Genomic DNA, 21,380 nt, shown 5'->3' on the forward strand with positions numbered 1-21,380 from the left:
CTACGCTCGTCGAATATTCGGCGACGAGATTTCCCATTGGAACGCCGGCGCGCCTTGACGCAACACGTCGATCATCCGAAAGTCCCCATGCTATATTCTGAAAAATCACGGGTCGATTTTGAGTTGCCGCGACCGCCCGAATCGGCGGCAGAAGGCCTCAATCGCCTTGTTGGATTCTTGCAACGCCAGTACTTGATCATATTGATCACAGCGCTCTCGATCCTTGCTCTCGGCCTCGTGTACGTGGTGACTGCGCCCCCTCGTTTCACAGCCCAGACCACCCTGATCATAGACACCCGCAAGGTTCAGCTCTTTCAACAGCAGTCCATTCTGGGAGACATCCCGATCGACTCGGCGTCAGTGGAGAGCCAAATAGAAATATTGAAGTCGGAAAAGGTAGCTCTCTCCGTAATTAAAACACTTCATTTGATCGAGGATCCGGAATTTTCCGGATCACGATCCGGACTTTTTTCCTCGGCTTTTGGTTTGGTGTCCGCCGTGCTCGGCTCAAGGGACACCGCCTCAAACTTTGAGCTTACGCGGTCGGCGATCCGGACCTTTCAGTCTCAACTCACCATTAAGCGGATTGGCCTGTCATATGTGATTGAGATCAGCTTCAAGTCGCTGAGTCGCGATCGCGCTGCGGAGATCGCCAACGCCGTAGCCGAAGCCTATATCGTCGACCAGTTGGAGGCGAAGGACCAAGCAACCCGACGGGCAAGTGCCTGGCTGCAGGACCGCATCGGTGAACTACGAAATCAGGCAACCTTGGCGGAGCGTGCGGTTGTCGACTTCAAGGCAAAGAACAACATCGTAAACACCGGTGGCTCCGGCGGGCGGCTCGTCACAGAGCAACAGGTATCCGAACTCAACAGTCAGGTCGTGGTCGCGCGGGCGCAAACCTCGGAAGCCAAGGCCCGGCTTGATCGGATCGAAGCGGTATTGCGAGCCGACTCTCCCAATTCAACGGTCAACTCAACGGTAGCAGACGCCCTCAAGAGCGAAGTGGTGACAAAGCTGCGTTCGCAGTACCTGGACATCGCAAATCGCGAAGCGGATTGGGCACGCCGGTACGGAACGGGTCACGAGGCAGCCGTCAACCTTCGAAGTCAAATGGCTGAGATTCAGAACTCAATTCTCAACGAACTTCAGCGCCTCGCCGAAACCTACAAAAGTGACTTTGAAATCGCCAAGCAACGCGAGGTCGGCGTTCAACGTGAGTTGGAGAATGCGGTCAGCCAATCGAAGGCGACGAACCAGGCCCAGGTGTCATTGAAAGAGCTAGAGAGCGCTTCCCAAACCTACCGAACTCTCTATGACAACTTTCTGCAGCGCTACATGGAATCAATTCAGCAGCAATCCTTTCCAATCAGTGAAGCGCGCGTAATCTCTCAGGCAGCACCTCCGACGCAGAAAAGCGATCCAAAGCCAGCGCTAGCGCTCGGTCTCTCCGGAATCGGAGGACTGATTCTAGGACTTGGCCTGGCGATCTTGCGCGATCTTTCGGATCGGGTGTTCCGAACCGCCGAACAAGTCGAGGCGGAACTCAACGCCACATGTATTTCACTCGTTCCAAAGATCAGCGCCGGAAAGACCCCTCGCGATACTTTGGATAATCGGGTGGGAACAAGCGATCGCGCCAACCGAACAATCACGAGAAATCGAGGCTTGATTTGGACCGCTTCGAACAATCCATTCTCGCAGTTCTCGGAAGCGGTCCGCGCAATTAAGCTGGCTATTGATGTAAGTTGGGATGCGAAATCCTCCAAAGTTATCGGAATAACCTCGGCGATTCCTAACGAAGGCAAATCGACGTTGTCGGCGTCGCTCGCACAGCTCATCGCCCAAACCGGAGCAAAGGTCTTATTGGTTGACTGCGATTTGCGAAACAGTGCGCTCTCCAACCGCATCGCTCCGGCAGCCGAATTTGGGATCATCGATGGGATAATGGGCAGAAAGCCGCTTTCCGAGCTTCTGTGGCGGGATTCGAAGACGAATATGTCTTTTCTGCCGGGCGCTGTCAGCTGGGACAATGAAGTGCATCCCAATGAGCTTCTGAATTCGAGTGAAGCCAGGCAATTCTTCGACGTCCTCCGCAAGAACTACGATTACGTTGTGGTCGATCTTTCGCCGCTTGCGCCGATCGTCGATGTACGTGCGACCACACAACTCATGGATGCCTATGTTCTTGCGATTAAGTGGGCGCATACGAAATTTGATGTCGTCACCCAAGCGCTCAGGTCGGCGCCTACGATTCAAGATAACATGCTCGGAGTAGTGTTGACGCAGGCTGACGCTAAAGTGCTGCAACTCTATTCGGGATACGGGAATGTCTATTACGGCGAGAGGCCGGCCTCGTCAGTTTCCACTGCACGATAAAGATTTGAATGCTCGAACTGTCTAGAACACAAGTGTCATTGCTTGTGCGCGCCTTTGTTGGCGGCTTTGCCCTGATCGCGATACTTTGGGGATGTTGGGCGCTCCCGCTGTTTTGGAATCAAGGCTTCGATGAATCGGTCGCGCGCGGAATAATTTCTGGTCGCGCGTTTCGGCCCGAAATCCTTTCACAGCTCAAGTCGGACCTTGATGCGATCGAGCAGTCGCCGTTCTGCAGAGCTTCCGCCACGAGAAGCGCAGCAATCATTCGACTGAGGATTGCCGAGCAGACGCTCTCGGTAGGCAAGCCCGAGACCATCGATCAGGAGTTCGATGCGCTGCGGAGTGCCCTCGTCACCACACTGTCCTGCTCGCCGGCCGACCCATTCTCATGGCTCGCACTCTTTTGGCTGAGCAACAACCAGATTGGGTTCAAGTCCGAAAACCTCCAGTACCTGCGTCTGTCTTACGAGCTTGGTCCTAGTGAAGGATGGATTGCGCTGAAGCGCAATCATATCGCATTTTCCGTTTTCGAGGCGTTGGATCCCGCGTTGGCGAGGACGGCGATCAGAGAATTTATTCAGATTTTGAATACCGGTCTCTACATGGAAGCCGTTGAGATATTCACCGGTCCAGCGTGGCGCGTTCGCGATCAGATATTGCCACTGCTAACCGAAGTTCCGATACGCAACCGCGAAATCTTCGCGGATGCACTTCGCAATCGGGGCTCCGAAGTCATTGTGCCGGGCGTATCCGACCGACGGCATCCTTGAACCTCACGCGGATCGATTTGACATGCGGAGACCAATTTGATTTCGCCCTCGACCCAAGATGATTCAATGCTCCGCAGCGGCGAAGGACGTAGTTTGCACCTGATTGAAGGACGACTTCGCGTCGCTGTTGCCACGCCGCTTGGTCTCGATGGGCGCGGTGGTATCGATCGCTTAAACGACAGCATATTTGAGACCATTGAGCAGCAACAACCGCACTTGAACGTTGAGGCAAGTCGCCTAGTCACGCGAGGTCAGCGCGGACTCATTGTGGCTCAATTTGTTTTCGCCATTGCTCTGTTGAAATTCGCGTGGCTGGTCCTCTTTCGACGAATTGACGTGCTGCACATACACCTATCGAACTGGGGAAGTAGCTATCGAAAGACGGTTATGGGGGCAGCAGCTCGTCTCTTGAGGGTTCCCTACGTGGTCCACTTGCACGGATCTGGATTTGACGAATTTCTGGCGGTTGCCCCAACCAGGTTGGCGAGAGCCGTTGACCTTCTCTTTCTGAAGAGTGTGCAGATCGTCGTACTGGGCGAGTATTGGGCTCACGCCGTTCTGATGCGTGTACCTCAGGTTCGCGACAAGATCACAGTTCTGCCCAATGCCACGAAGCTAAGTTCGAAACCGCAACTTCAAGCCCCTGATTCCCGGATAAGAATCACGTGCTTGGGGCAACTAGGCGAGCGCAAAGGTACCCCGCAGCTGATAGCTGCATTGCAGATGTTGTCGCAGAGACAGGACTGGACGGCAACGATTGCAGGCGACGGATCCGTTGAAGAAAGCCGCAGGGCTGTAGCGAAACACGGTCTCGTCGGCAGGGTGCTTATTCCGGGCTGGTTGAACTCTGAGCAAGCCGACGATCTTCTTTGCAAAACCGATATCCTGGCGCTCCCCTCGTACGCCGAAAACCTCCCCATGGTGATATTGGAAGCATTCGCCCACGGCGTGCCCGTGATATCTACCCCCGTTGGCGCAATTCCGGAAGTCATTGCCCCTGAACGAAACGGCTTCCTGGTGCCGGCGGGTGATGTGTCGGCCTTGAGCAGAGCGATCGAACGATTGATCGAAGATCCCGAGCTACGGTTGCGATTGGGAAGCACCGCTCGCGAAGATCAAGCTCAACGATACGAAATCAACTCCTACGTCGAGAAACTAACCGCCGTCTGGCGGAAAGCGTCCTTTATTCGCAAGTCCATGTGACCGCAACAACACCGAGAATAGTGGTCAACCGGCGGACTGCACAATTTTAGATTGCTCAGCAAGGCCGCCCTCCCCTTTGGCGTTAAATCCAAGCAAATCAAACCACGCATCTAAAGTCTATTTATCTTCCTCATTAAATATGCATTAAATCAGATATATAAATTGCAGATTTATATCTTGGGTGTTTTCGTGAATATTAATGTTGATGTGTCAGCGGCGAATTGCGTACCACTATCTCAGGCATTGCTGGTAGGCACTCCCGTCTCGACAATCAGTCTGGACCAACTCCTCGCTGCTTTTGAGACATGGACCCTGGACTCGCAGGACCGATATGTGGTCTTTCGCGATGTGCACGGCATCATCGCTGCGCGCAACAATGCTCAGTTGGATCTTGCTCACCAAACCGCCGATATTGTTGCACCTGATGGAATGCCGTTGGTTTGGGCCCTTCGAGCGGCGGGAGATGGTCCAGTGTATCGCGTCTGCGGCCCGGATGTGCTGCCCGCGGTCTGCCAGCACGGATTGTCGCGAGGCTGGCGTCACTATTTCTACGGAGGCGCCGAGGGCGTCGCAGATCTCCTTGCTGAAGCACTCGTCAAGAAATACCCCAACCTAAAGATTGCAGGAACGCAATGTCCACCTTTCCGGCCTCTCACCCCTGAGGAGGATGAGATCGCTTGCGCGAAAATCCGAGCTGCTGCGCCTGACTTCGTCTGGGTAGGACTTGGAACGCCAAAGCAAGAGATCTGGATGGGCCAAAACAAGGGGCGATGCGGTGGCGCAACTATGCTCGGCGTTGGTGCAGCGTTTGATTTCCACGCCAATCTGGTTCGGCGGGCGCCATCTTGGATGCAACGGAGTGGGCTGGAGTGGGCCTATCGCCTTTTCACCGAGCCAAAGAGGCTTTGGAAAAGATACCTGGTAATGGCGCCCATATTCGTGGTGTTGGCGGCGCACGAGATAATCAGAAGGCGATGGTAGTCAGGAAAGATCGGGGACCACGATCGCGCCATGCACAGCAAGCCAATGCTTTTTCTAAGGATCGCTCGTAGCCGGCTGCGATAGCACCTGGGGCAACTTACAGGCTACAGCAGCCCGACAGACGTACACTCGCGCTGACCATTGAGAGCCCATGGCCTACGTCGAAACTCGCACAGCGCTCTGCGTCAACCGCAGATCCAAATCGTCAAGCGGATTTACGACGCCCAGTTGCATTGCGCTTGTTTGTGCTGATTAGAAAATCAACCAACTTCCGACCTGCCTTGAGATGAGGAACCAGCCACTTTGGTTGCTTACCGCGACCGGACCACGTCTCGGATGGGTCGTTGGGATTTTGGTACTTGGGAAGCACCGGCGGATACTTCCGGCGATCGTTGGCCTTCAGCGGCCTGCCTGAGATCCTAGGCTTTTCGATCTGGGCGCCGCCACTGAGCTTCGCGAGACGCTCTTCTAACCCCTGCTTTTCAAGCAAGATCCGGTCAGACAAAATACTGCAAACTTCCTCGTGAAGTTTCCAGAGTTCGTCGATAGATAGTGATTTCAAATCGAACGTGCTTGGCCGCATTTTTCGCTCACAATTGATGAAACAAACCTCGTTCCACCAAATCCCGTAATAGTGGTTCGATCTATTCCGGCAACGCACCAGAAGTTGCAGCGTTTCTACTGCCCGTCCACCTTATGTAAACAGCAGGCGATTCGGGCAATATTGCGCATGCGCGAATTGGAAATACTCTGCCGTTCGGAAATAAATTGGTAAAGTCTCTTCCTTGAATTGATCCGATCGCTTGGGCGAATGCTCTTGCTGCCTAAAATGTCCCCGCGCCCTGATTAAACCTTGCGCAATCAGTTGGCACCCAATGTAGCGCGGGAGTTGCCGGCACAACCGCATTCGGATTTCCGGATTTTTCGCTACAGCAATAGTCTATTTAAAGTATCCCGGCGACAACAATTAAATGGATCGATACCACTTCTTTGGAGTACCCCGTTCTCGCAGGTCTACAACGGTTGGCGTTCCGCTGCTGAGACGACATAACTTCGGCAAATATCTGCGACGACCCAAAGAACGGCGGTCTATCTTGCGAGCGCCAATTGAACGGTACCATGCTCCTCAGGCGAGAGGTGGCTGTCGGCTCGGGGTAAGGTTGACTTATTAGCTTAACGTATGGATTTAATTGCGTTGCCGCTCGAATATATTATCGGTCGGTGGGAGACAATTGCCACCTCGACTTCAACATTGGCAAAGCACGCAACTGCATATTTGGCTCGGCTTTACAGCCAGCTATCAGAAGAAAAGAAAACGGTTTGGAATCGCATGGAACACATTGATTTAGCTCAACAATTTCGAGAGTTGATCGATTTGCGAAGGAGGGTCGGTGAAGCGGAAGCGAATAAACTCAGGCAATCTTCTCAATTGAGGCGCAACGTTCTTCAGAAGCCAAATCGGGGCCCTTCAAGACGCGTAAAACGGCCAAGCAGCCGTGTATCACGCTAGCGTACCAGCAGATGATTACCGTAAAAACACGGGAATCAAAATCTTACAAGCGCTGCATTAAATTGAGAGCTACCCGGAAGAACGCTGCGCCAAGCAGGGGAGCCGAGGCTTAAGTCCGGCTACCCCAACCGCATGGCACGCCTATACTCCATTTAATTGCATTCGCTCATTTGAGAACCTCAGAATCGTGTGGCTGTTTATTGGCTTGTCGCTCACCTTACTGGTCTTCGTTGCAGCCGCTTTCGTCGTATACGTCGCGTTTAATCTTCCTGAAGATATCTATTTCGACGAGGATTAGAGAGGAGAGCAGCTACACGAAGCTGTTCACCTATCCAGCGCGCTACCTTCAGCAAACGCTGTCCTGGATTATTCGTCTCAGCTTTCCTGCGGTCGGCTGCACTTCCGTTGACGTTACCCTCCCCACGAGGTCACGTTTCGAGCCTTATCAGGGTCTGGCATTGGGATAGCCAAATCGGTCCTCTCCCAGCTCCGAAGACTGTGGCTTAAGGATAGAGCTTGCCGGGATTCATAATCCCGCTGGGATCGAGGGCGCCTTTGATCGCCTTCATCAGCGCCACGCCCTCACCGTGTTCGATCTCCATGTGGACGATCTTGTGCAACCCGACGCCGTGCTCGCCGGAGCAGGTGCCACCCATCCCGATCGCTCGCCGCGCGGTGCGGAATGCGAGCGCTTCGGCACGTTCGGTCTCATCGGCATCGTTGGGATCGAACAGAATGCCGAGATGAAAATTGCCGTCACCGACATGGCCGACGATCGGCGCGGTCAGACCGGAGGCGACGATATCCGCCTTGGTCTCGAGCAGGCAGGCCGGCAGCGCCGAGATCGGCACGCAGGCGTCGGTGCCCATGTTGTTCTTGCCGGGGCTCAGCGCCATCACCGCCTGATAGGAATTGTGGCGCGCCTTCCAGAGGCGATTGCGATCCTCGGCGCGCTCGGCGAACTGGAATTCGCCGCCACCGTGATCCACGGTGATCGCCTGCATCATCTCGACCTCCTCCCGCACGCCGGCCGGCGTACCGTGGAATTCGAGGAACAACGTCGGCGTCTCGACATAGTCGAGCTTCGAATAGCGGATCGCCGCGCGCATCTGCACCTCGTCGAGCAGCTCGATGCGCGCCATCTTAAGATTGGACTGAAGCGCCGCCACGACCGCCCCAACCGCTCCCTCTAGCGAGGCGAACTGACAAACCGCGGCGACGATCGTCTCCGGCAGGCCGTAGAGCTTGAGCTGGATTTCGGTGATGACGCCGAGCGTGCCTTCGCTGCCGACATAGAGGTGAGTGAGATCGAGGCCGGCGGAGGATTTTCGCGCCCGGCTGCCGGTGCGCACGATGCGGCCGTCGGGCGTGACGACGGTGAGGCCGAGAATGTTCTCGCGCATGGTGCCGTAGCGCACCGCATTGGTGCCGGATGCCCGCGTCGAGGCCATGCCGCCGATCGAGGCGTTGGCGCCGGGATCGACCGGAAAGAACAGGCCGGCGTCGCGAATGTGTGCGTTGAGGGCTTCGCGCGTAACTCCGGCCTGGACCCGGCAATCGAGGGAGTCCGGCGAGACGTCGAGGATCTTATCGAAGCGGCCCATATCCAAAGACACACCGCCGGCAAGCGCGGCAAGCTGGCCTTCGAGCGAGGACCCCGCGCCAAACGGCGTCACGGGAACGCGACGTTCGTTGCAGAGCGCGAGGACGAACGCGACCTCCTCGTTGGTTTCTGGGAAGACCACGAGATCGGGCACCCCAACTGCCGGCAGGCCCTCGCCATGGCTGTGCTGGTCGAGCACCGATTGAGTGACCGTGACCCGCGCACCAAGACGCTCGACGAGCCGCGTCCTGACCTCAGCAATGATCGCGGGCGCCGGGCGCGGCAGGGCATGGGCGTTCATGTCGGCCTCCTTTTTCTCCCTGCCCCCGTTTGCACGACGGTGGCGCGCGATTCAAGCCGCGACGGCGGTCAGCAGACGGGAAAAGGCGAGCATGCCGGGATCATCGAGCCCGACGGTGCGCTCGCCGAACATGCGGGCGCGGCCGAGCTTGTTAGGCCGGTCGCGGAATGTCGCGAGCGTTTCGCGGGCGGCATTCTGTGCGGCTTGAGAGGCCTCATCGCGAGTCTTGCACGCGTCGAGCGCAATTGCGACCGCGTCGATCATGTCGACCACGGTCTTGTCGCCTAGCTTCGCCCCGCCGCGCGCCATCATCTGATCGCGGACGGATGCGAGGAGGCCACCAAGCTCATCCCAGCCGATCTCGCCGCGTCCCTTGGTCGCCTTCGCAAGCGTCATCATCGCGACCGTCACCAGTGTTCCGAGGCTGGACCCAGTGCCGCTGGCACAGGCCTTGGCGCAGGCCTGGAAGACGTTGCTGATATCCGCCTCCTGATCAGGAATGGCGGCGGCAACGGCCTCGAACAGCCGGCGCAGCATCACGCCGGTGTCGCCGTCACCGATCTTGCCGTCGGCGGCGTTGAGGTCATCTTGCGCAAGCGCGGCCGCCTCCTTTGCGCGGATCGCCGCGTGGCGCAGTGTATTCGCCGTCATCGCCACGTCACACCCTCCAGAACGGGCAGGCGCAGGGCGCGCCCAGAAGCTTTTCGCGCTCGGCGTCGAGGTGGATCATGCTGATCGACAGGCCCGCCATCTCCATCGAGGTGACGTAATGCCCGACCAGCGGACGCATGATGGTCAGACCTTCCTTCTTCAGAAGCGCGGCGACGCGGCGATAGATGATGAACAATTCCTCCAGCGGCGTCGTGCCGAGGCTGTTCACCAGCACGGACACGCGCTCCGATTTGTGAGCGACGGGGTCGGCCAGCAGGCGCCGCACCATCTCGTCGGCGATCTCGTCCGCCGGCCGCAGCTTGTCACGCCAGATGCCGGGCTCGCCATGGATACCCATGCCCATCTCGATCTCGTCGGCGCCCAGCTCGAAGGTCGGCTTCGCCGCGCCGGGGATCTGGCAGGGCGAGAGCGCGACGCCGATGGTGCGGCAGGCATCGACAGCGGCTTGCGCGGTGGCCGTCACGTCCGCGAGACCCGCGCCGGTGTCGGCCTTCGCACCCGCGATCTTGTAGGCATAGATGATGCCGGCGACGCCGCGACGCTTGGCGCCATCCTTCGGCGCGGCCGAGGCGATGTCGTCGGTGCCACGCACGGTCGCGCTCTCGATGCCGTCCATCTCGACCATCTCGCCGGCGAGGTCGAAATTCATGCGGTCGCCGCCATAATTGCCGTAGAGCCGCAGCACGCCGCAGCCGCCGTCGGCGGCGCGGATCGCCTGGATGCAGGAATCGACGGAGGGACCTGCGAACACGTCGCCGATGGCGCAGGTATCGAGCAGGCCGTCGCCGACATAGCCGGTGAACAGCGGCAAATGACCGGAACCGCCACCGGAGACGATGCCGACCCTGCCTTTTTTCGCCCCACCGGAACGGCGAATGACGCGCCCCTCCTGCACCAGTGACGGATGGGCGGCGACAAGGCCCGCAAGCATCTCGTCGACGAAGGCGTCGGGCGAATTCATTAGTTTCTTCATTGCACAACTCCTGAGACGAATATCGGCACGACGATGCCGTGCCTGCCCGCGACCTCTCTTGCGATCGTGAGCACTGAATGCGGTCCAGTTATTCGGCGGCCTCGCCGTGGCCGAGATAGGCGCCCGTCAGGCGCGGATCGCACGCGACCTCGGCCGCGCTGCCCTCGGCGACGATACGGCCCGAGCTCAGCACGTAGCCGCGATGCGCGACCGACAGCGCCATGCGCGCGTTCTGCTCCACCAGCAGGATCGCCGTTCCCTGCCGGTTGACCTCGACCAGCTTGCCGAAGACCTGCTCAACCAGCAGCGGAGCCAGGCCCAGCGACGGTTCGTCGAGAAGCAACAAACGCGGACGGCTCATCAACGCGCGTGCGATCGCCAGCATCTGTTGCTCGCCGCCGGAGAGCGAGAAGGCGAGCGATGCCGACAGACGCCTCAGGTTGGGGAACAGCTCCAGCATTTCCTCGATCAGCCGAGCCAATTCGGAATGCGGCCGGCCATAGGCGCCGATCTTGAGATTCTCGATCACGGTTAGGCCACCGAACAGGCGGCGGCGTTCGGGCACGAGCGCGAGGCCCATACCGACGAGGCGCTCGGTCGGCTCCTTCGTCAATTCATGGCCGGCAAAACGCACCGAACCGGACGCCTGCGCAAGACGCGCGATCGCCTTCAACGTCGAGGACTTGCCGGCGCCGTTGTTGCCGAGCAGCGCCACGAACTCGCCGGTGCCGACGTTGAGCGAGACTTTGCGAACGGCTTCGATGTCACCGTAGCGGACGGTGAGATCGGCAACTTCGAGCAGCGGCGCGCCGGTGCCCTCGGCGGCACGGCCGACTTGCGTATGCAGCTCCGCCTCACGGTCGGCGCGGCCGAGATAGGCCTCGATCACGGCGTCGTTGCTCTGGATCTCCGCCGGCGATCCCTCGGCCAGAACCTTGCCGAAATTGAGCACGGTGATGCGGTCGGCGAGCGTCATCACCACCTCCATCTCGTGCTCGATCAGCAGGATGGTCATCCCGCGCGCATGCATCTGGCGGATCACCTCGATCAGCCGCGCCGTCTCGGCGTGGTTGAGGCCGCCATGCGGCTCGTCGAGCAGAACCAGGCGCGGCTCCAGCGCCAGCGCCTTAGCGATCTCGAGCAGCCGCCGCTGCCCCTGCGGCAATGACGCCGCACTGGTGTCGGCAACATCGGCCAGGCCGACGAACTGGATGATCTCTTCGACCCGGCATGCGTTCTCCCGGTCGAAGCGCCAGGGATGCGACCGGCCGTGCCGCGCGGCAAGCACGTTCTGGCGCACGGTCATCGAGGCGAACAGGCGGGTGTTCTGGAACGTGCGCGCGAGCCCCATCGCCGCGAGCTGATGCAGCGGCTTCGATGTCACCACAGCACCTTCGAAGCGGACCTCGCCTTCGGTTGGTATATAAATGCCGCTGATGATGTTGAACAGCGTGGTCTTGCCGGAGCCATTGGGCCCGATGACGGCGTGGATCGTCCCTTGCGTGACCGAAAGTGAGATGTCTTCGAGCGCGGTCAGGCCGCCGAAGCGTTTGGTGACCTCAGTGAGTTCAAGCAGCGCGTTCATGATGCGTCACATCCGATCGAGCATAGGATTTCTCGCGCCGGCGAAGGCTGCGGAAGGCAGAAAGGACCAGTCCGGAAAGCCCAGCGGGGAGGAACGTGATCACGAGGATCACCATCACGCCGAACACGGCGAAGTAATATTCCTGCATGAAACGCAGCAGCTCCGGCACGAAGGTGTAGAGGATCGCGCCAAGTACAGCGCCGAGCGGGCTGCCGAGGCCGCCGACCACGGCCATGGCGAGGTAGGAGAAGGTCGACTGCCAGGAGAAGACGTCGGGGCTGATATAGCCGCGCAGCAGCACGTAACAGATGCCGGCGAGCCCGCCATAGGCCGCCGAGATCACGAACAGCATGATCTTGAGCCGCGAGATATCGACACCGACCGCCTGCGCCGCGAGCGGATCGTCGCGCAGCGCGCGGATGCGCAGGCCGAGCGGACCGTTGGCGATCCAGACCTGGAGCAGATAGGCGATGGCGACCACGGCGAGCAGCACCCACAGCATCTTGTCGTTCTCGCCGGCAAGCCCGATGCCGGGGATCGCGGTGATGCCGTTGGCGCCGTTGGTGAGGCCTTCCCAGTTCACCAGCAGCCGTTCGACGATCAGCGCGAAGGCGAGTGTGCAGAGCGCGAGGTAGTGGCCCTTCAGGCGCAGGGTCGGCCAGCCAAGCGCCATCCCGACCGCGGCGGAGAGCGCGATCGCGCCGATCGCGGCAACAGGCACCGGCATGCCGGCGGCCTGGAGCAGTGTGAAGGCGTAAGCGCCGATGCCGAAGAAGGCGCATTGCGCCAGCGACATCTGGCCACCGAAGCCGAGAATGAAGTTGAGCCCGAGCACCAGCAGGATGTTGATCAGGGTCACGTCGGCGACCTGGAGATAGTAGACCGACAGGAACCGCGGCAGCAGCAGGCCGCAGAGGATCGCGGTCGCGATCACCAGGACGGCGAGCGTACGCATGGTCAATGAGTTTGCCTCGGCCGACATCATGGACGCTCCAGTTCGAGTTCGCCAAAGAGGCCCTGCGGGCGGAACATCAGCACCGCGATCAGCACGCCGAACGCGATGACGTCGATATATTCCGACGAGATGTAGAAGGATCCAGCCGACTCGATCACGCCGAAAGCCAGACCGCCGACCAGTGCGCCGGGGATCGAGCCGAAGCCGCCCAAAATGGTCGCGGCGAAGGCACGGAGCGACAGGTTCACGCCCATGTCGGACGAGACATAAGAGAGCGGTGCGATCAGCCAGCCTGCGAGTGCCGCAAGCATGGTGGCATAGGCGAAGATGAAGGCGATGATGCGCGCGGTGGGAATGCCCATCAGCCGCGCAGCTTCGGCGTCCTGCGCGGTGGCGCGCATCGCGCGGCCGAGCGCGGTGTGCTGGAACAACACGTGCTGGATCGCCATCATCGCCGCGAGCGCGGCCAAGATGACGAGATATTGCGCGTAGATCGTCGCGCCGAACAGGTGCACAGAGGTCGTGCCGAGGGGACCTGCGAAATTGAGCGGCTGCGGCCCCCAGACGATCACGGCGATGTTCTGCAGCGCCATGGACAGGCCGAGCGTCGCCACGATCGCCGACAATTGCGGCGCGTTGCGCAAGGGATGGTAGATGCCCCAGGCGAGCCCGGCGCCGAACAGGCCTAGGATCACCAGCATCGTCACGAGGTTGAGCCAGAGCGGCATGCCGAGACGGTTGGCGAGCCAGCCGACCGAGACGAACGCACCCAGCATCACGAGGTCGCCTTGCGCGAAATTGACCAGGGAGACCGCGTTCCAGATCAGCGTGTAGCCGAGCGCCACCAGCGCATAGGCGGCGCCGACCGCCAATCCCACCAGCACGATTTGAATGAACGTCTGCAACATCGCATGATCCCATCGCGGGTGTCGGCCGCCGGATGTCCGGCGGCGCGACAGGCACGTCAGCTGGTGATGACCTTGACGATCTCCGGCTTGCCGCCGGCGACCTTGGTGATGATGCCGGAATGGGTCATGTCGCCATTGTCGGTCCAGCCGTAGCGGGTGACGATGCCCTGGAAGTCGCGGATTCCAGTGAGCGCCTGCTGGATCGCTTCGCCCGAGATGGTGTCGGCGCGCTCCATTGCCGCAATGATCAGCTTGGCCGCATCGTGATAGACCGTGGCGTAGAGCTCCGGCTCGTCGCCGGGATAGGCGGCCGCATAGAGCTTCTTCCAGGCCTGCACGCGCTCGTCGGGATTGTCCTTGACGAATTCGCCGATCGCCATGCAGCCGTCGGCGCCTTCACCGGCAAGGCCAAGGAAGATCGGCTGCGAGAACGCGGTGTTGCCGGCGATGCCGAATTTCACGCCGAGCGTCTTGCTCTGCTTGGCGATCAGGCCGGCCGGCTGGTCGTCGGTCCAGACGATGATGCCATCGACATTGGCCTGCTGGAAGGCCAGGATCTGCGACGTAAAATCCTTGGTCGCATCGGTATGGGCCTGCACCAGCACCGGCTCGACATTGCGCTTGGTCAAGGACGCCTTGACCACGGCTATGCCGGACTGCCCGAACGCGGTGTTGACGTAGCCGAGCCCGATCTTCTTCCATTGCAGATCTTCGGTGACGTATTTGACCAGGAGATCCGCACCGATCGCGTCGTTGAGACGCACGCGAAACACCCAGGGGCTGCCCTGCTGGGTGACGACCGGACCGGTCGCGCCGGTCAGGGCCGGGATCTTGTATTTCCCGAGCAACGGCACGTTCGGCAGAATCCCGGGCGTGTAGTGCGGCCCGACCAGCGCCACCACCTCGTCCTGCGTCGCGAGCTTGGTGACGGCATTGGCCGCTGCGGTCGGATTCGGACCCAGATCATCGGCGATCCGCACCTCGATCATGCGGCCCTTGATCCCGCCCTTGTCGTTGACCTGCTTCACCGCAATGGCAACGCCGTTCTTCATCCACTGGCCGTTCTGGGCGAACTGGCCCGTCATCGGGCCGGAGATGCCGATACGGATGGGATCGGCCGCTTGTGCGCGGCCGAGGATGGCCGGCGTGGCGAGCGGCGCAAGCGCCATCGCCTTGATCAGACTGCGTCGTGAGACGTGCACGGGAGACACCATGGAACTTCCTCCGATGTTTTCGTTGGCCCCCGCCTCGATCGGGCGGGTGATTTTCGAAAGGTGGAATTGGCCTCAGGCGCCCGCGCGAAGCGGGCGGAGACCGAAGGTGCAGGCAGCCGAGAACAACGCCATCGCGGCCATGTAGAAGGCGACCCAGGAGGGCGAGCCATATGCGGCCAGCAGCGTCGTCGCGATCAGCGGCGACAGGCCGCCGCCGAGGATCGGACCGAGCTGCTGCACCAGCGACAGACCGCTGTAGCGGATGCGTGCGGGGAACAGCTCCGAGAAGTAGGCGCCTTGTGCACCGTAGACCGAGCCATGGCCGAGCGCGAGACCGAGCGCGATGGCGAGCCAGATCATGCCGGTATGCCCGGTGTTGAGCATCTGGAAGAACACCAGCGCTAACGCGGCCTGGAACAGCATGCCGCCGACATAGACCGCGCGCCGGCCGATCCGGTCCGACAGCGCACCAAAGAAGGGCAGCGTCAGGCATTCCAGCGCACAGCCGACGAGAACGCCGTTGAGGATGGTCTGGCTGGGCAGGCCGAGCTTGGTCTTGCAATAGGTGATGGCGAACACGGCATAGATGTTGAACAGCCCGCTCTCGGCGATCTTGGCGCCGATGCCGAACAGGATGTTGCCTGTATGATTACGCACGGCTTCGACCACCGGCACGCTGGCGGCACCCTCCTCGTTCAGCACGCGCTTGAACGCGGGCGTCTCGGAGATGCGGAAACGGATGAAGATGCCGATGCCGACAAGCACGATCGAGAACAGGAACGGAATCCGCCAGCCCCAGGCCAGAAAATCGCCCTCGCTCATCGAGGTCGACAGCAGGCCGAGCAGCGCGATCGGGATCAGGAAGCCGGCGGGCACGCCGACATGGACGAGCGAGGAGAAGAAGCCGCGGCGGTCTGCGGGCGCATGCTCGACGGTCATCGTCATGCCGCCTCCGTACTCGCCGCCGATGCCGATGCCCTGGAGCAGACGCAGTCCGATCAGGCAGATCGGCGCGAGTACGCCGACCTGCTCATAGGTCGGCATGAATCCGATCAGGAACGTACCCAATCCCATGATCAGGATGGTGAGGAGCAGCGCGGTCTTGCGGCCGACGCGATCGCCGAAATGGCCGAACAGCACGCCGCCGAGCGGCCGTGCGCAATAGCCGACGAAGAAGGTCGCAAAGGCCAGCAGCGAGCCGACCAGGGGATCAGTGCTCGGAAAGAAGATCTTGTTGAACACGAGCGCGGTCGCGGTCGCGTAGAGCGTGAAGTCGTAATATTCGATCATGTTGCCGATGGCGCTCGCCACCGCAACCTTGCGGATGTCGCTGGACTGCCGCGCCTTGGCGGCGGCGGACTGCTGATCCGCGACCCTGCCGGATCCGATCGACCCAACCATTTCGCTCATGACGTTACCTCCGGCTGCGGCAGGGGAAACACCCTGCGCGGACTTTTGTCCGTATTGCGGACATCATGAGCAGTGACTTATCCCACATGTCAAGAGGATTTTTCAGCCCGGCTTGCGATCCATTCTAATTCATAGCCCTAAAAACCTATTGCATGACTAGAGCCGCTTGACGCCGCGCGATCATTTGTCGTAATCGTTTGTCCACATTCCGAACAACCAAAAGGAGGATAACGTGCCAGCAAAGATCACCGGAATCATTCCACCCCTCACCACGCCGTTCGACCAGAATGGCGACATCGACGAGAAGGCGTTTCGCCGCCAGGTGAAGTTCCTGCTCGAGAAGGGCGTGCACGGCGTCTGCGTCGGTGGCAGCACCGGCGAAGGCCACACGCTCACGGCCGACGAATTCCGCCAACTGATCGAGGCCTGCGCGGAAGAGCTGAACGGCAAGGTCCCGCTTGTCGCCGGCATCATCGCCAACTCGACCCGCGAAGCCATTGCGCGCGCCCGCGCCATCGAGCACGTTAACGTCGCCGCGCTCCAGATCACGCCGGTACATTATCTGTTCAAGCCGGACGAGGATGCGACTGTCGGTCACTTCAAGACGCTGTCGGAAGGGGTCAAGCAGCCGGTCATCATCTACAACGTCGTGCCGTGGAACTATCTGAGCCCGGCGCTTCTCCTGCGCATCATGAACGAGCTGCCGGGCGTGATTGGCGTCAAGCAGAGCGCCGGCGACCTCAAGCTGATGGCCGATTTGCTACTCGACGTGCCCACCGGCAAGGTGGTGCTGACCGCGGTCGACGCGCTGCTCTATCCGTCATTCGCGCTCGGCGCACATGGCACGATCGCGGCCAATCCGGCCGCCGTCCCTGGCGCCTGCGTCGCACTGTGGAACGCCGTCCAGCGCGGTGACCACACCACCGCCCTCGAGATCCATAAGCGCCTGCTGCGGTTCTGGAACACCATCGTTGGCGACAACCTGCCAGCCTGCGTTAAGCACGCCCTCACCCTCCAGGGTTCGCCGAGCGGCCTGCCACGGCAGCCGATGCCGGCGCCGACCAGCCGGCAGAAGGAAGCAATCGCAGCAGCTCTCAAGCCGCTGATGGAGCTCGACGGCGGCGTGAGGCTCGCCGCGGCCGAGTGAGTATTCGACAACGGGCGCGGCCGCATTGCCGCCGCGCCCGATTCCGTCTAAGTCGGGTGAGGATCGCGGCTTGCGCTTTATAAGGCCGCATCGCCCGGAAGGTCCCGATATGACGAGCGCTGACGGCAGTCGACAAAGCGTGAAGTCGCTCTTCAAGATGCTCGAAGTGCTCGAGGCCTTTTCCTCGAGCGACCCGGAGCTGAGCGTCGTCGAGATCGCGCGACGCACCAACCTGCCCCGCACCACCGTCCATCGCATCGTCGACAGCCTGCGCAGCGTCGGCTTCCTGGAGCAAGACGCCAGCCGCGACCGTTACCGACTTGGGCTGAAACTATTCGAGCTCGGCGGCAATGCGCTGACGAACCTACCGCTTTATCGCGAGGCGCCGCCCTTCGTTGACACGCTCGCCAAGCTCAGCGGCGAGGATGTGCATCTGTGCATCTTCGATGGCGCCCAGATGGTCTTCGTCAACCGCCGCAACCAGATTGCCCGCCCCCACAACACCGTGATCACAATGGAAGCGTCGCCCTGCCATTCAACCGGCGTCGGCAAGGCTGCCCTCGCCTTCCAGAGCGATGCCGTGATCGAACGCGTGATCCGCGCCGGGCTGGCCTACTTCACGCCGAAGACGATCGTCGAGCCGAAACGGCTCAAAGCCGAGCTTGCTGCGATCAGAGCGCGCGGATATTCGGTAGACGATTGCGAGCATGAGCCGGAGCTGCGGTGCGTCGGCGCACCAATCCGTAACAGTGCCGGCCGCGTCTTCGCCGCAATCAGCGCGAGCGGCCCGAGCCGGCGCGTCACGCCCGAACGGGTACCCGAGCTCGCGCGGGCCGTGATGACGCATGCAGAGCTTCTCTCGATACGTCTTGGATATGAGCCAAGCATGCAAAAGCCCGACACAGGTTTTTCGAACGAACACGGCGGCTCAGTTGATGAGGCCAGGCACGCGAGCCGCGCAACAAAGACACCGGCCGAATAACTGTCCGGTCTCGAGATAGTGGATGTAGAAATAGGAGCGCTCGATATGCAGCCAGCGCGCGCGAGAGACCGATAGAAAATGCCCGCCTGAATCGCCTTCGCCCTGAGCTCACTTGCGACGGCCTCCTTCGCCTCGCGCGCGCACCGGAGCGAACGGTGCCTCTGCTAATCCGCGCCTCGACCGAAATCATCGGACAGTCGAGCGCCCGGTGCGGCATCACCCACACCGAAGGCCTGATCACGTGAGCTGTGATGAGATTTTTCTTGATCTCCCGGTGCACACGTCGTGCACACACGACCTCCTAATCGATTGAAAAACCTGAACTCTCGCTCCGGTCCATCATGGGTGCCACGGAAAATTTTCGCTCTAAGGCATTCATTTCGTTGATCTATTTGACCTTCAACTGATCCTTCGTGTGATTGGACCGATTGAGAAATCCGGTGTGACGAAGCTACCGCAGCTTGGCTCTTCTTGGGCCATATAGGCATGATTTGGAAGCGGAAATCGCGTCTTCGGATTCTCAGGGCACACGCCAGACGCACGAGGGCTATGCGTGCACATGCAAAGTACCGAGATCGTAGCCGCTCAATTATACTCACTTCGCGATGTGAGTATAATTGGCACCTATGCCACAATGGACTTCTTGGGCACCCCGCTTGAGGACGCCTTGCGCCGAGAACGCGACAAGAAAAACGATGTTCGAGAAGTTGATCAGGCCGTTGATTCCGAGAAACTGATCAGTTGCAAACTCGTACATAAGGACTCCAGGACGTTTTCGGATGCGGGCACGCCGGCCCGGGGGCCGGCCCGACCAGCAGCAGGCAGCGACGGCGGGGGACGATATCAGGGCTTACCGTTGGTTAGTTGCTGCGCGAACTCGATAGGGAAATCGCCCCTCCGATGTAGACGCAGCATAAGGATCGGGCCAACTTGAGCTAGCGTGAGCAAAGAAGATCCATGCAAGGAGACGTGATCCGCCTTGCCCACGAAATCCTATCCCCTTAGAAAATCTGCTCGTCAGCGAGGTGTTCGATTGTCGGCCGACATTTTGCTCATGCCGCAAGTCGTTGCAGCATCGCAAGTGAGCCGAACGGTGTCTTCACTCGTGACAAGCATTGTCAACGCCAGGGTCGCGCAAAGTGCCCGCTCAGTCCTTGTGAAATAGACGCCAACAAAAGATGAGCGCCTAACGGCAAAGACTGTTCCCCCTCCCTCTACCCCTAAATCTAGCGACCGCCGTTTACTCCCAGAGATTCGTCTTTAGTTTTACGGTTCCAGTCGGACAGGCCTCCCCGCTCGGGCAAGATGTCGCGCCGCGTTCCACACATTTTGACTGACGAGTGCCGCCGAGGCTCTCGACCAGCTCTCTCGCCCACTCACGCAAAACAGATTTGAATTTTCCCCGTTGCGGTTGTCGGAAGGGCTGCGACCAACTCGAGCCGCTCTGGCCAGTACGAGCGCGCAACACCGGACGCTAGTAAGAATTGCTGCGTCATCGATCTGCCGAGGTCGGAGCGCGCGCCGTTGAGCTGCTGTACAAGACAATCGTCGCTGCCAGCGAGAACCCTCACATGTTGCAAGCCATTCGTAACTACAAATGCTCGCGTTCACACGGTCCTGCTGATCTTCGTCGAGCAATTCAAGACGCCTAAGGTCACTCTCGACTACGTCTTTGGGCGTAAAAGATCGTCTTGCTGCCAACGACATCGACGCGGTTCTTAGGATGCTGCTGCAATGGTTCGCTACTAAAGCAGACTGTTTCTCGCAACTGATCAAGGAAGCGACTGCGCAAGCGTTCGCGGCACAATGGACCACTGGCCCGCTCGCACCATCCTCCACTGTACGGTCCCGGAGAACCAATTCTTCACAAATAGTTGGGGGAGCACAAAAGCTTCCGTTTCCATCAAGCGATTGAGCCTGATCTTTCGCTTTTCCCTCAAATGGCGCCTTCCGCAACCGTCCCACAACTTCAGACGACGCGCTTCATTTTTGGAAAGTCGTTCTGGGGATCCGATTCCGACAGCTTGCGCTCGCTGTGCATCCGATCCTCTACGCCAACATCAATCGGATCGGCTCACTCAATCATACTGAGGCGTGTGCGAGCTGCCTCGCCTCACCGCACTTTCCGCAAGCGCGGGCCCTGTTGCGAGCGCGGCCCCGCCCGGTTTCGGGAATGTCAACGTCTCGGTCAGCTCACCGCGCACCATCGTCACCTCGCGGCGATGCACCGAGCGAAGTCGCCAGCCCTGATAGTCTCCCTCGAGCTTCAGACGTAGCGTGGCCTTGCTCGTCTCGTCGACAAAAATTCCGAAACTCTGATCGCTGCCGACGACAGTTCCGACCAGCACAAGCCGCAGCTCGGCCGGCGGTGGGCTCGGCGGCATCGGCGGCGCTTTCGGCGCCGATACTGAAATCACGGGCGGCGGCGGCCGCCGCCGCGACGCCGAGAAGATCGGCCGTTCGTTCGTATTCGGCAGCGCTGCGAGCGGAACTGACCAGAGCGGATTGCCGCGCATCGCCTCGCGCTTGACGGGATGCGGCGATGGCGCCGCGGGATCGACTTCCGGTGCCGACGTTGCGGGAGACTCCCATAGCGGGCGGCTGGACGCGGGCTCGGTGAAGCCTAGTACGTCGATATCTGAAAAATCCGTCGGCAGCGCCGAGGTCGAGGCGGAGACACCGAACAAAGGCGCCAGCACAAGCGCATGCCGCACCGACATCCACCGCGTCGCCTGATGCCCTCTCATGTTCCCCGTCATCGACCAGTTGATAGCAACGCGCAAGATT

17 protein-coding genes are annotated in these 21,380 nt (G+C 60.2%); 6 read left to right on the top strand and 11 right to left on the bottom strand.

Features of this window, described 5'->3' with window-relative positions; translation table 11 throughout:
* Positions 1-36: 36 nt before the first annotated feature.
* The 4 genes from ABIB95_RS00080 (at position 37) to ABIB95_RS00095 (ending at position 5,333) form a co-directional block, all read left to right on the top strand.
* Complete coding sequence (locus ABIB95_RS00080; protein WP_354237455.1) at positions 37-2,379, top strand: polysaccharide biosynthesis tyrosine autokinase; 2,343 nt, start codon at positions 37-39, stop codon at positions 2,377-2,379.
* An 8-nt stretch (positions 2,380-2,387) separates the two neighbouring features.
* Entirely contained in the window at positions 2,388-3,149 is a 762-nt protein-coding gene (locus tag ABIB95_RS00085; protein ID WP_354237456.1) for a hypothetical protein, read from the top strand.
* A 66-nt stretch (positions 3,150-3,215) separates the two neighbouring features.
* Positions 3,216-4,352 (top strand): glycosyltransferase family 4 protein, encoded by a 1,137-nt coding sequence (locus tag ABIB95_RS00090; RefSeq protein ID WP_354237457.1) that lies wholly within the window; start codon positions 3,216-3,218, stop codon positions 4,350-4,352.
* A gap of 162 nt (positions 4,353-4,514) precedes the next feature.
* Positions 4,515-5,333 (top strand): WecB/TagA/CpsF family glycosyltransferase, encoded by an 819-nt coding sequence (locus ABIB95_RS00095; RefSeq protein ID WP_354237458.1) that lies wholly within the window; start codon positions 4,515-4,517, stop codon positions 5,331-5,333.
* Positions 5,334-5,538: 205 nt separating this feature from the next.
* On the opposite strand, the gene ABIB95_RS00100 is transcribed toward ABIB95_RS00095, so the two are convergent.
* From ABIB95_RS00100 to ABIB95_RS00140, 9 genes are all read right to left on the bottom strand, one after another.
* On the bottom strand, positions 5,539-5,916 hold the full coding sequence (locus tag ABIB95_RS00100) for an H-NS histone family protein (protein WP_084795188.1): 378 nt from the start codon (positions 5,914-5,916) through the stop codon (positions 5,539-5,541).
* A 1,430-nt stretch (positions 5,917-7,346) separates the two neighbouring features.
* Positions 7,347-8,747, bottom strand: a complete 1,401-nt coding sequence (locus ABIB95_RS00105; RefSeq protein ID WP_354237459.1) for an FAD-binding oxidoreductase — start codon at positions 8,745-8,747, stop codon at positions 7,347-7,349.
* 51 nt (positions 8,748-8,798) lie between these two features.
* Positions 8,799-9,398: a dihydroxyacetone kinase subunit L gene (locus ABIB95_RS00110; protein WP_354237837.1), complete on the bottom strand. Its 600-nt coding sequence runs from the start codon at positions 9,396-9,398 to the stop codon at positions 8,799-8,801.
* 7 nt (positions 9,399-9,405) lie between these two features.
* Positions 9,406-10,392: a dihydroxyacetone kinase subunit DhaK gene (locus tag ABIB95_RS00115; protein ID WP_354237460.1), complete on the bottom strand. Its 987-nt coding sequence runs from the start codon at positions 10,390-10,392 to the stop codon at positions 9,406-9,408.
* An 88-nt stretch (positions 10,393-10,480) separates the two neighbouring features.
* Complete coding sequence (locus ABIB95_RS00120; protein WP_354237461.1) at positions 10,481-11,977, bottom strand: ATP-binding cassette domain-containing protein; 1,497 nt, start codon at positions 11,975-11,977, stop codon at positions 10,481-10,483.
* Positions 11,961-12,962, bottom strand: coding sequence for a branched-chain amino acid ABC transporter permease (locus ABIB95_RS00125; RefSeq protein WP_354237462.1), 1,002 nt, complete (start codon positions 12,960-12,962; stop codon positions 11,961-11,963). The genes ABIB95_RS00120 and ABIB95_RS00125 overlap by 17 nt, the downstream gene beginning before the upstream one ends.
* Positions 12,959-13,840 (bottom strand): branched-chain amino acid ABC transporter permease, encoded by an 882-nt coding sequence (locus ABIB95_RS00130; RefSeq protein WP_354237463.1) that lies wholly within the window; start codon positions 13,838-13,840, stop codon positions 12,959-12,961. Before ABIB95_RS00130 ends, ABIB95_RS00125 begins: the two co-directional genes overlap by 4 nt.
* Before the next feature lie 56 nt (positions 13,841-13,896).
* Entirely contained in the window at positions 13,897-15,054 is a 1,158-nt protein-coding gene (locus tag ABIB95_RS00135; protein ID WP_354237464.1) for an ABC transporter substrate-binding protein, read from the bottom strand.
* Between the two features lie 72 nt (positions 15,055-15,126).
* Positions 15,127-16,464 (bottom strand): MFS transporter, encoded by a 1,338-nt coding sequence (locus ABIB95_RS00140; RefSeq protein ID WP_354237465.1) that lies wholly within the window; start codon positions 16,462-16,464, stop codon positions 15,127-15,129.
* A 232-nt stretch (positions 16,465-16,696) separates the two neighbouring features.
* On the opposite strand from ABIB95_RS00140, the gene ABIB95_RS00145 reads away from it, so the two are divergent.
* Both ABIB95_RS00145 and ABIB95_RS00150 read left to right on the top strand, forming a co-directional pair.
* Entirely contained in the window at positions 16,697-17,611 is a 915-nt protein-coding gene (locus tag ABIB95_RS00145; RefSeq protein ID WP_354237466.1) for a dihydrodipicolinate synthase family protein, read from the top strand.
* A 109-nt stretch (positions 17,612-17,720) separates the two neighbouring features.
* Positions 17,721-18,593, top strand: coding sequence for an IclR family transcriptional regulator (locus tag ABIB95_RS00150; RefSeq protein ID WP_354237467.1), 873 nt, complete (start codon positions 17,721-17,723; stop codon positions 18,591-18,593).
* A gap of 595 nt (positions 18,594-19,188) precedes the next feature.
* Here the strand turns inward: ABIB95_RS00150 and ABIB95_RS00155 are convergent.
* Positions 19,189-19,350 (bottom strand): hypothetical protein, encoded by a 162-nt coding sequence (locus ABIB95_RS00155; RefSeq protein ID WP_354237468.1) that lies wholly within the window; start codon positions 19,348-19,350, stop codon positions 19,189-19,191.
* Between the two features lie 1,321 nt (positions 19,351-20,671).
* Complete coding sequence (locus tag ABIB95_RS00160; protein ID WP_354237469.1) at positions 20,672-21,340, bottom strand: hypothetical protein; 669 nt, start codon at positions 21,338-21,340, stop codon at positions 20,672-20,674.
* Positions 21,341-21,380 lie beyond the last annotated feature (40 nt).

Source organism: Bradyrhizobium sp. LA2.1, from assembly GCF_040547725.1.
Lineage (GTDB): Bacteria > Pseudomonadota > Alphaproteobacteria > Rhizobiales > Xanthobacteraceae > Bradyrhizobium > Bradyrhizobium barranii.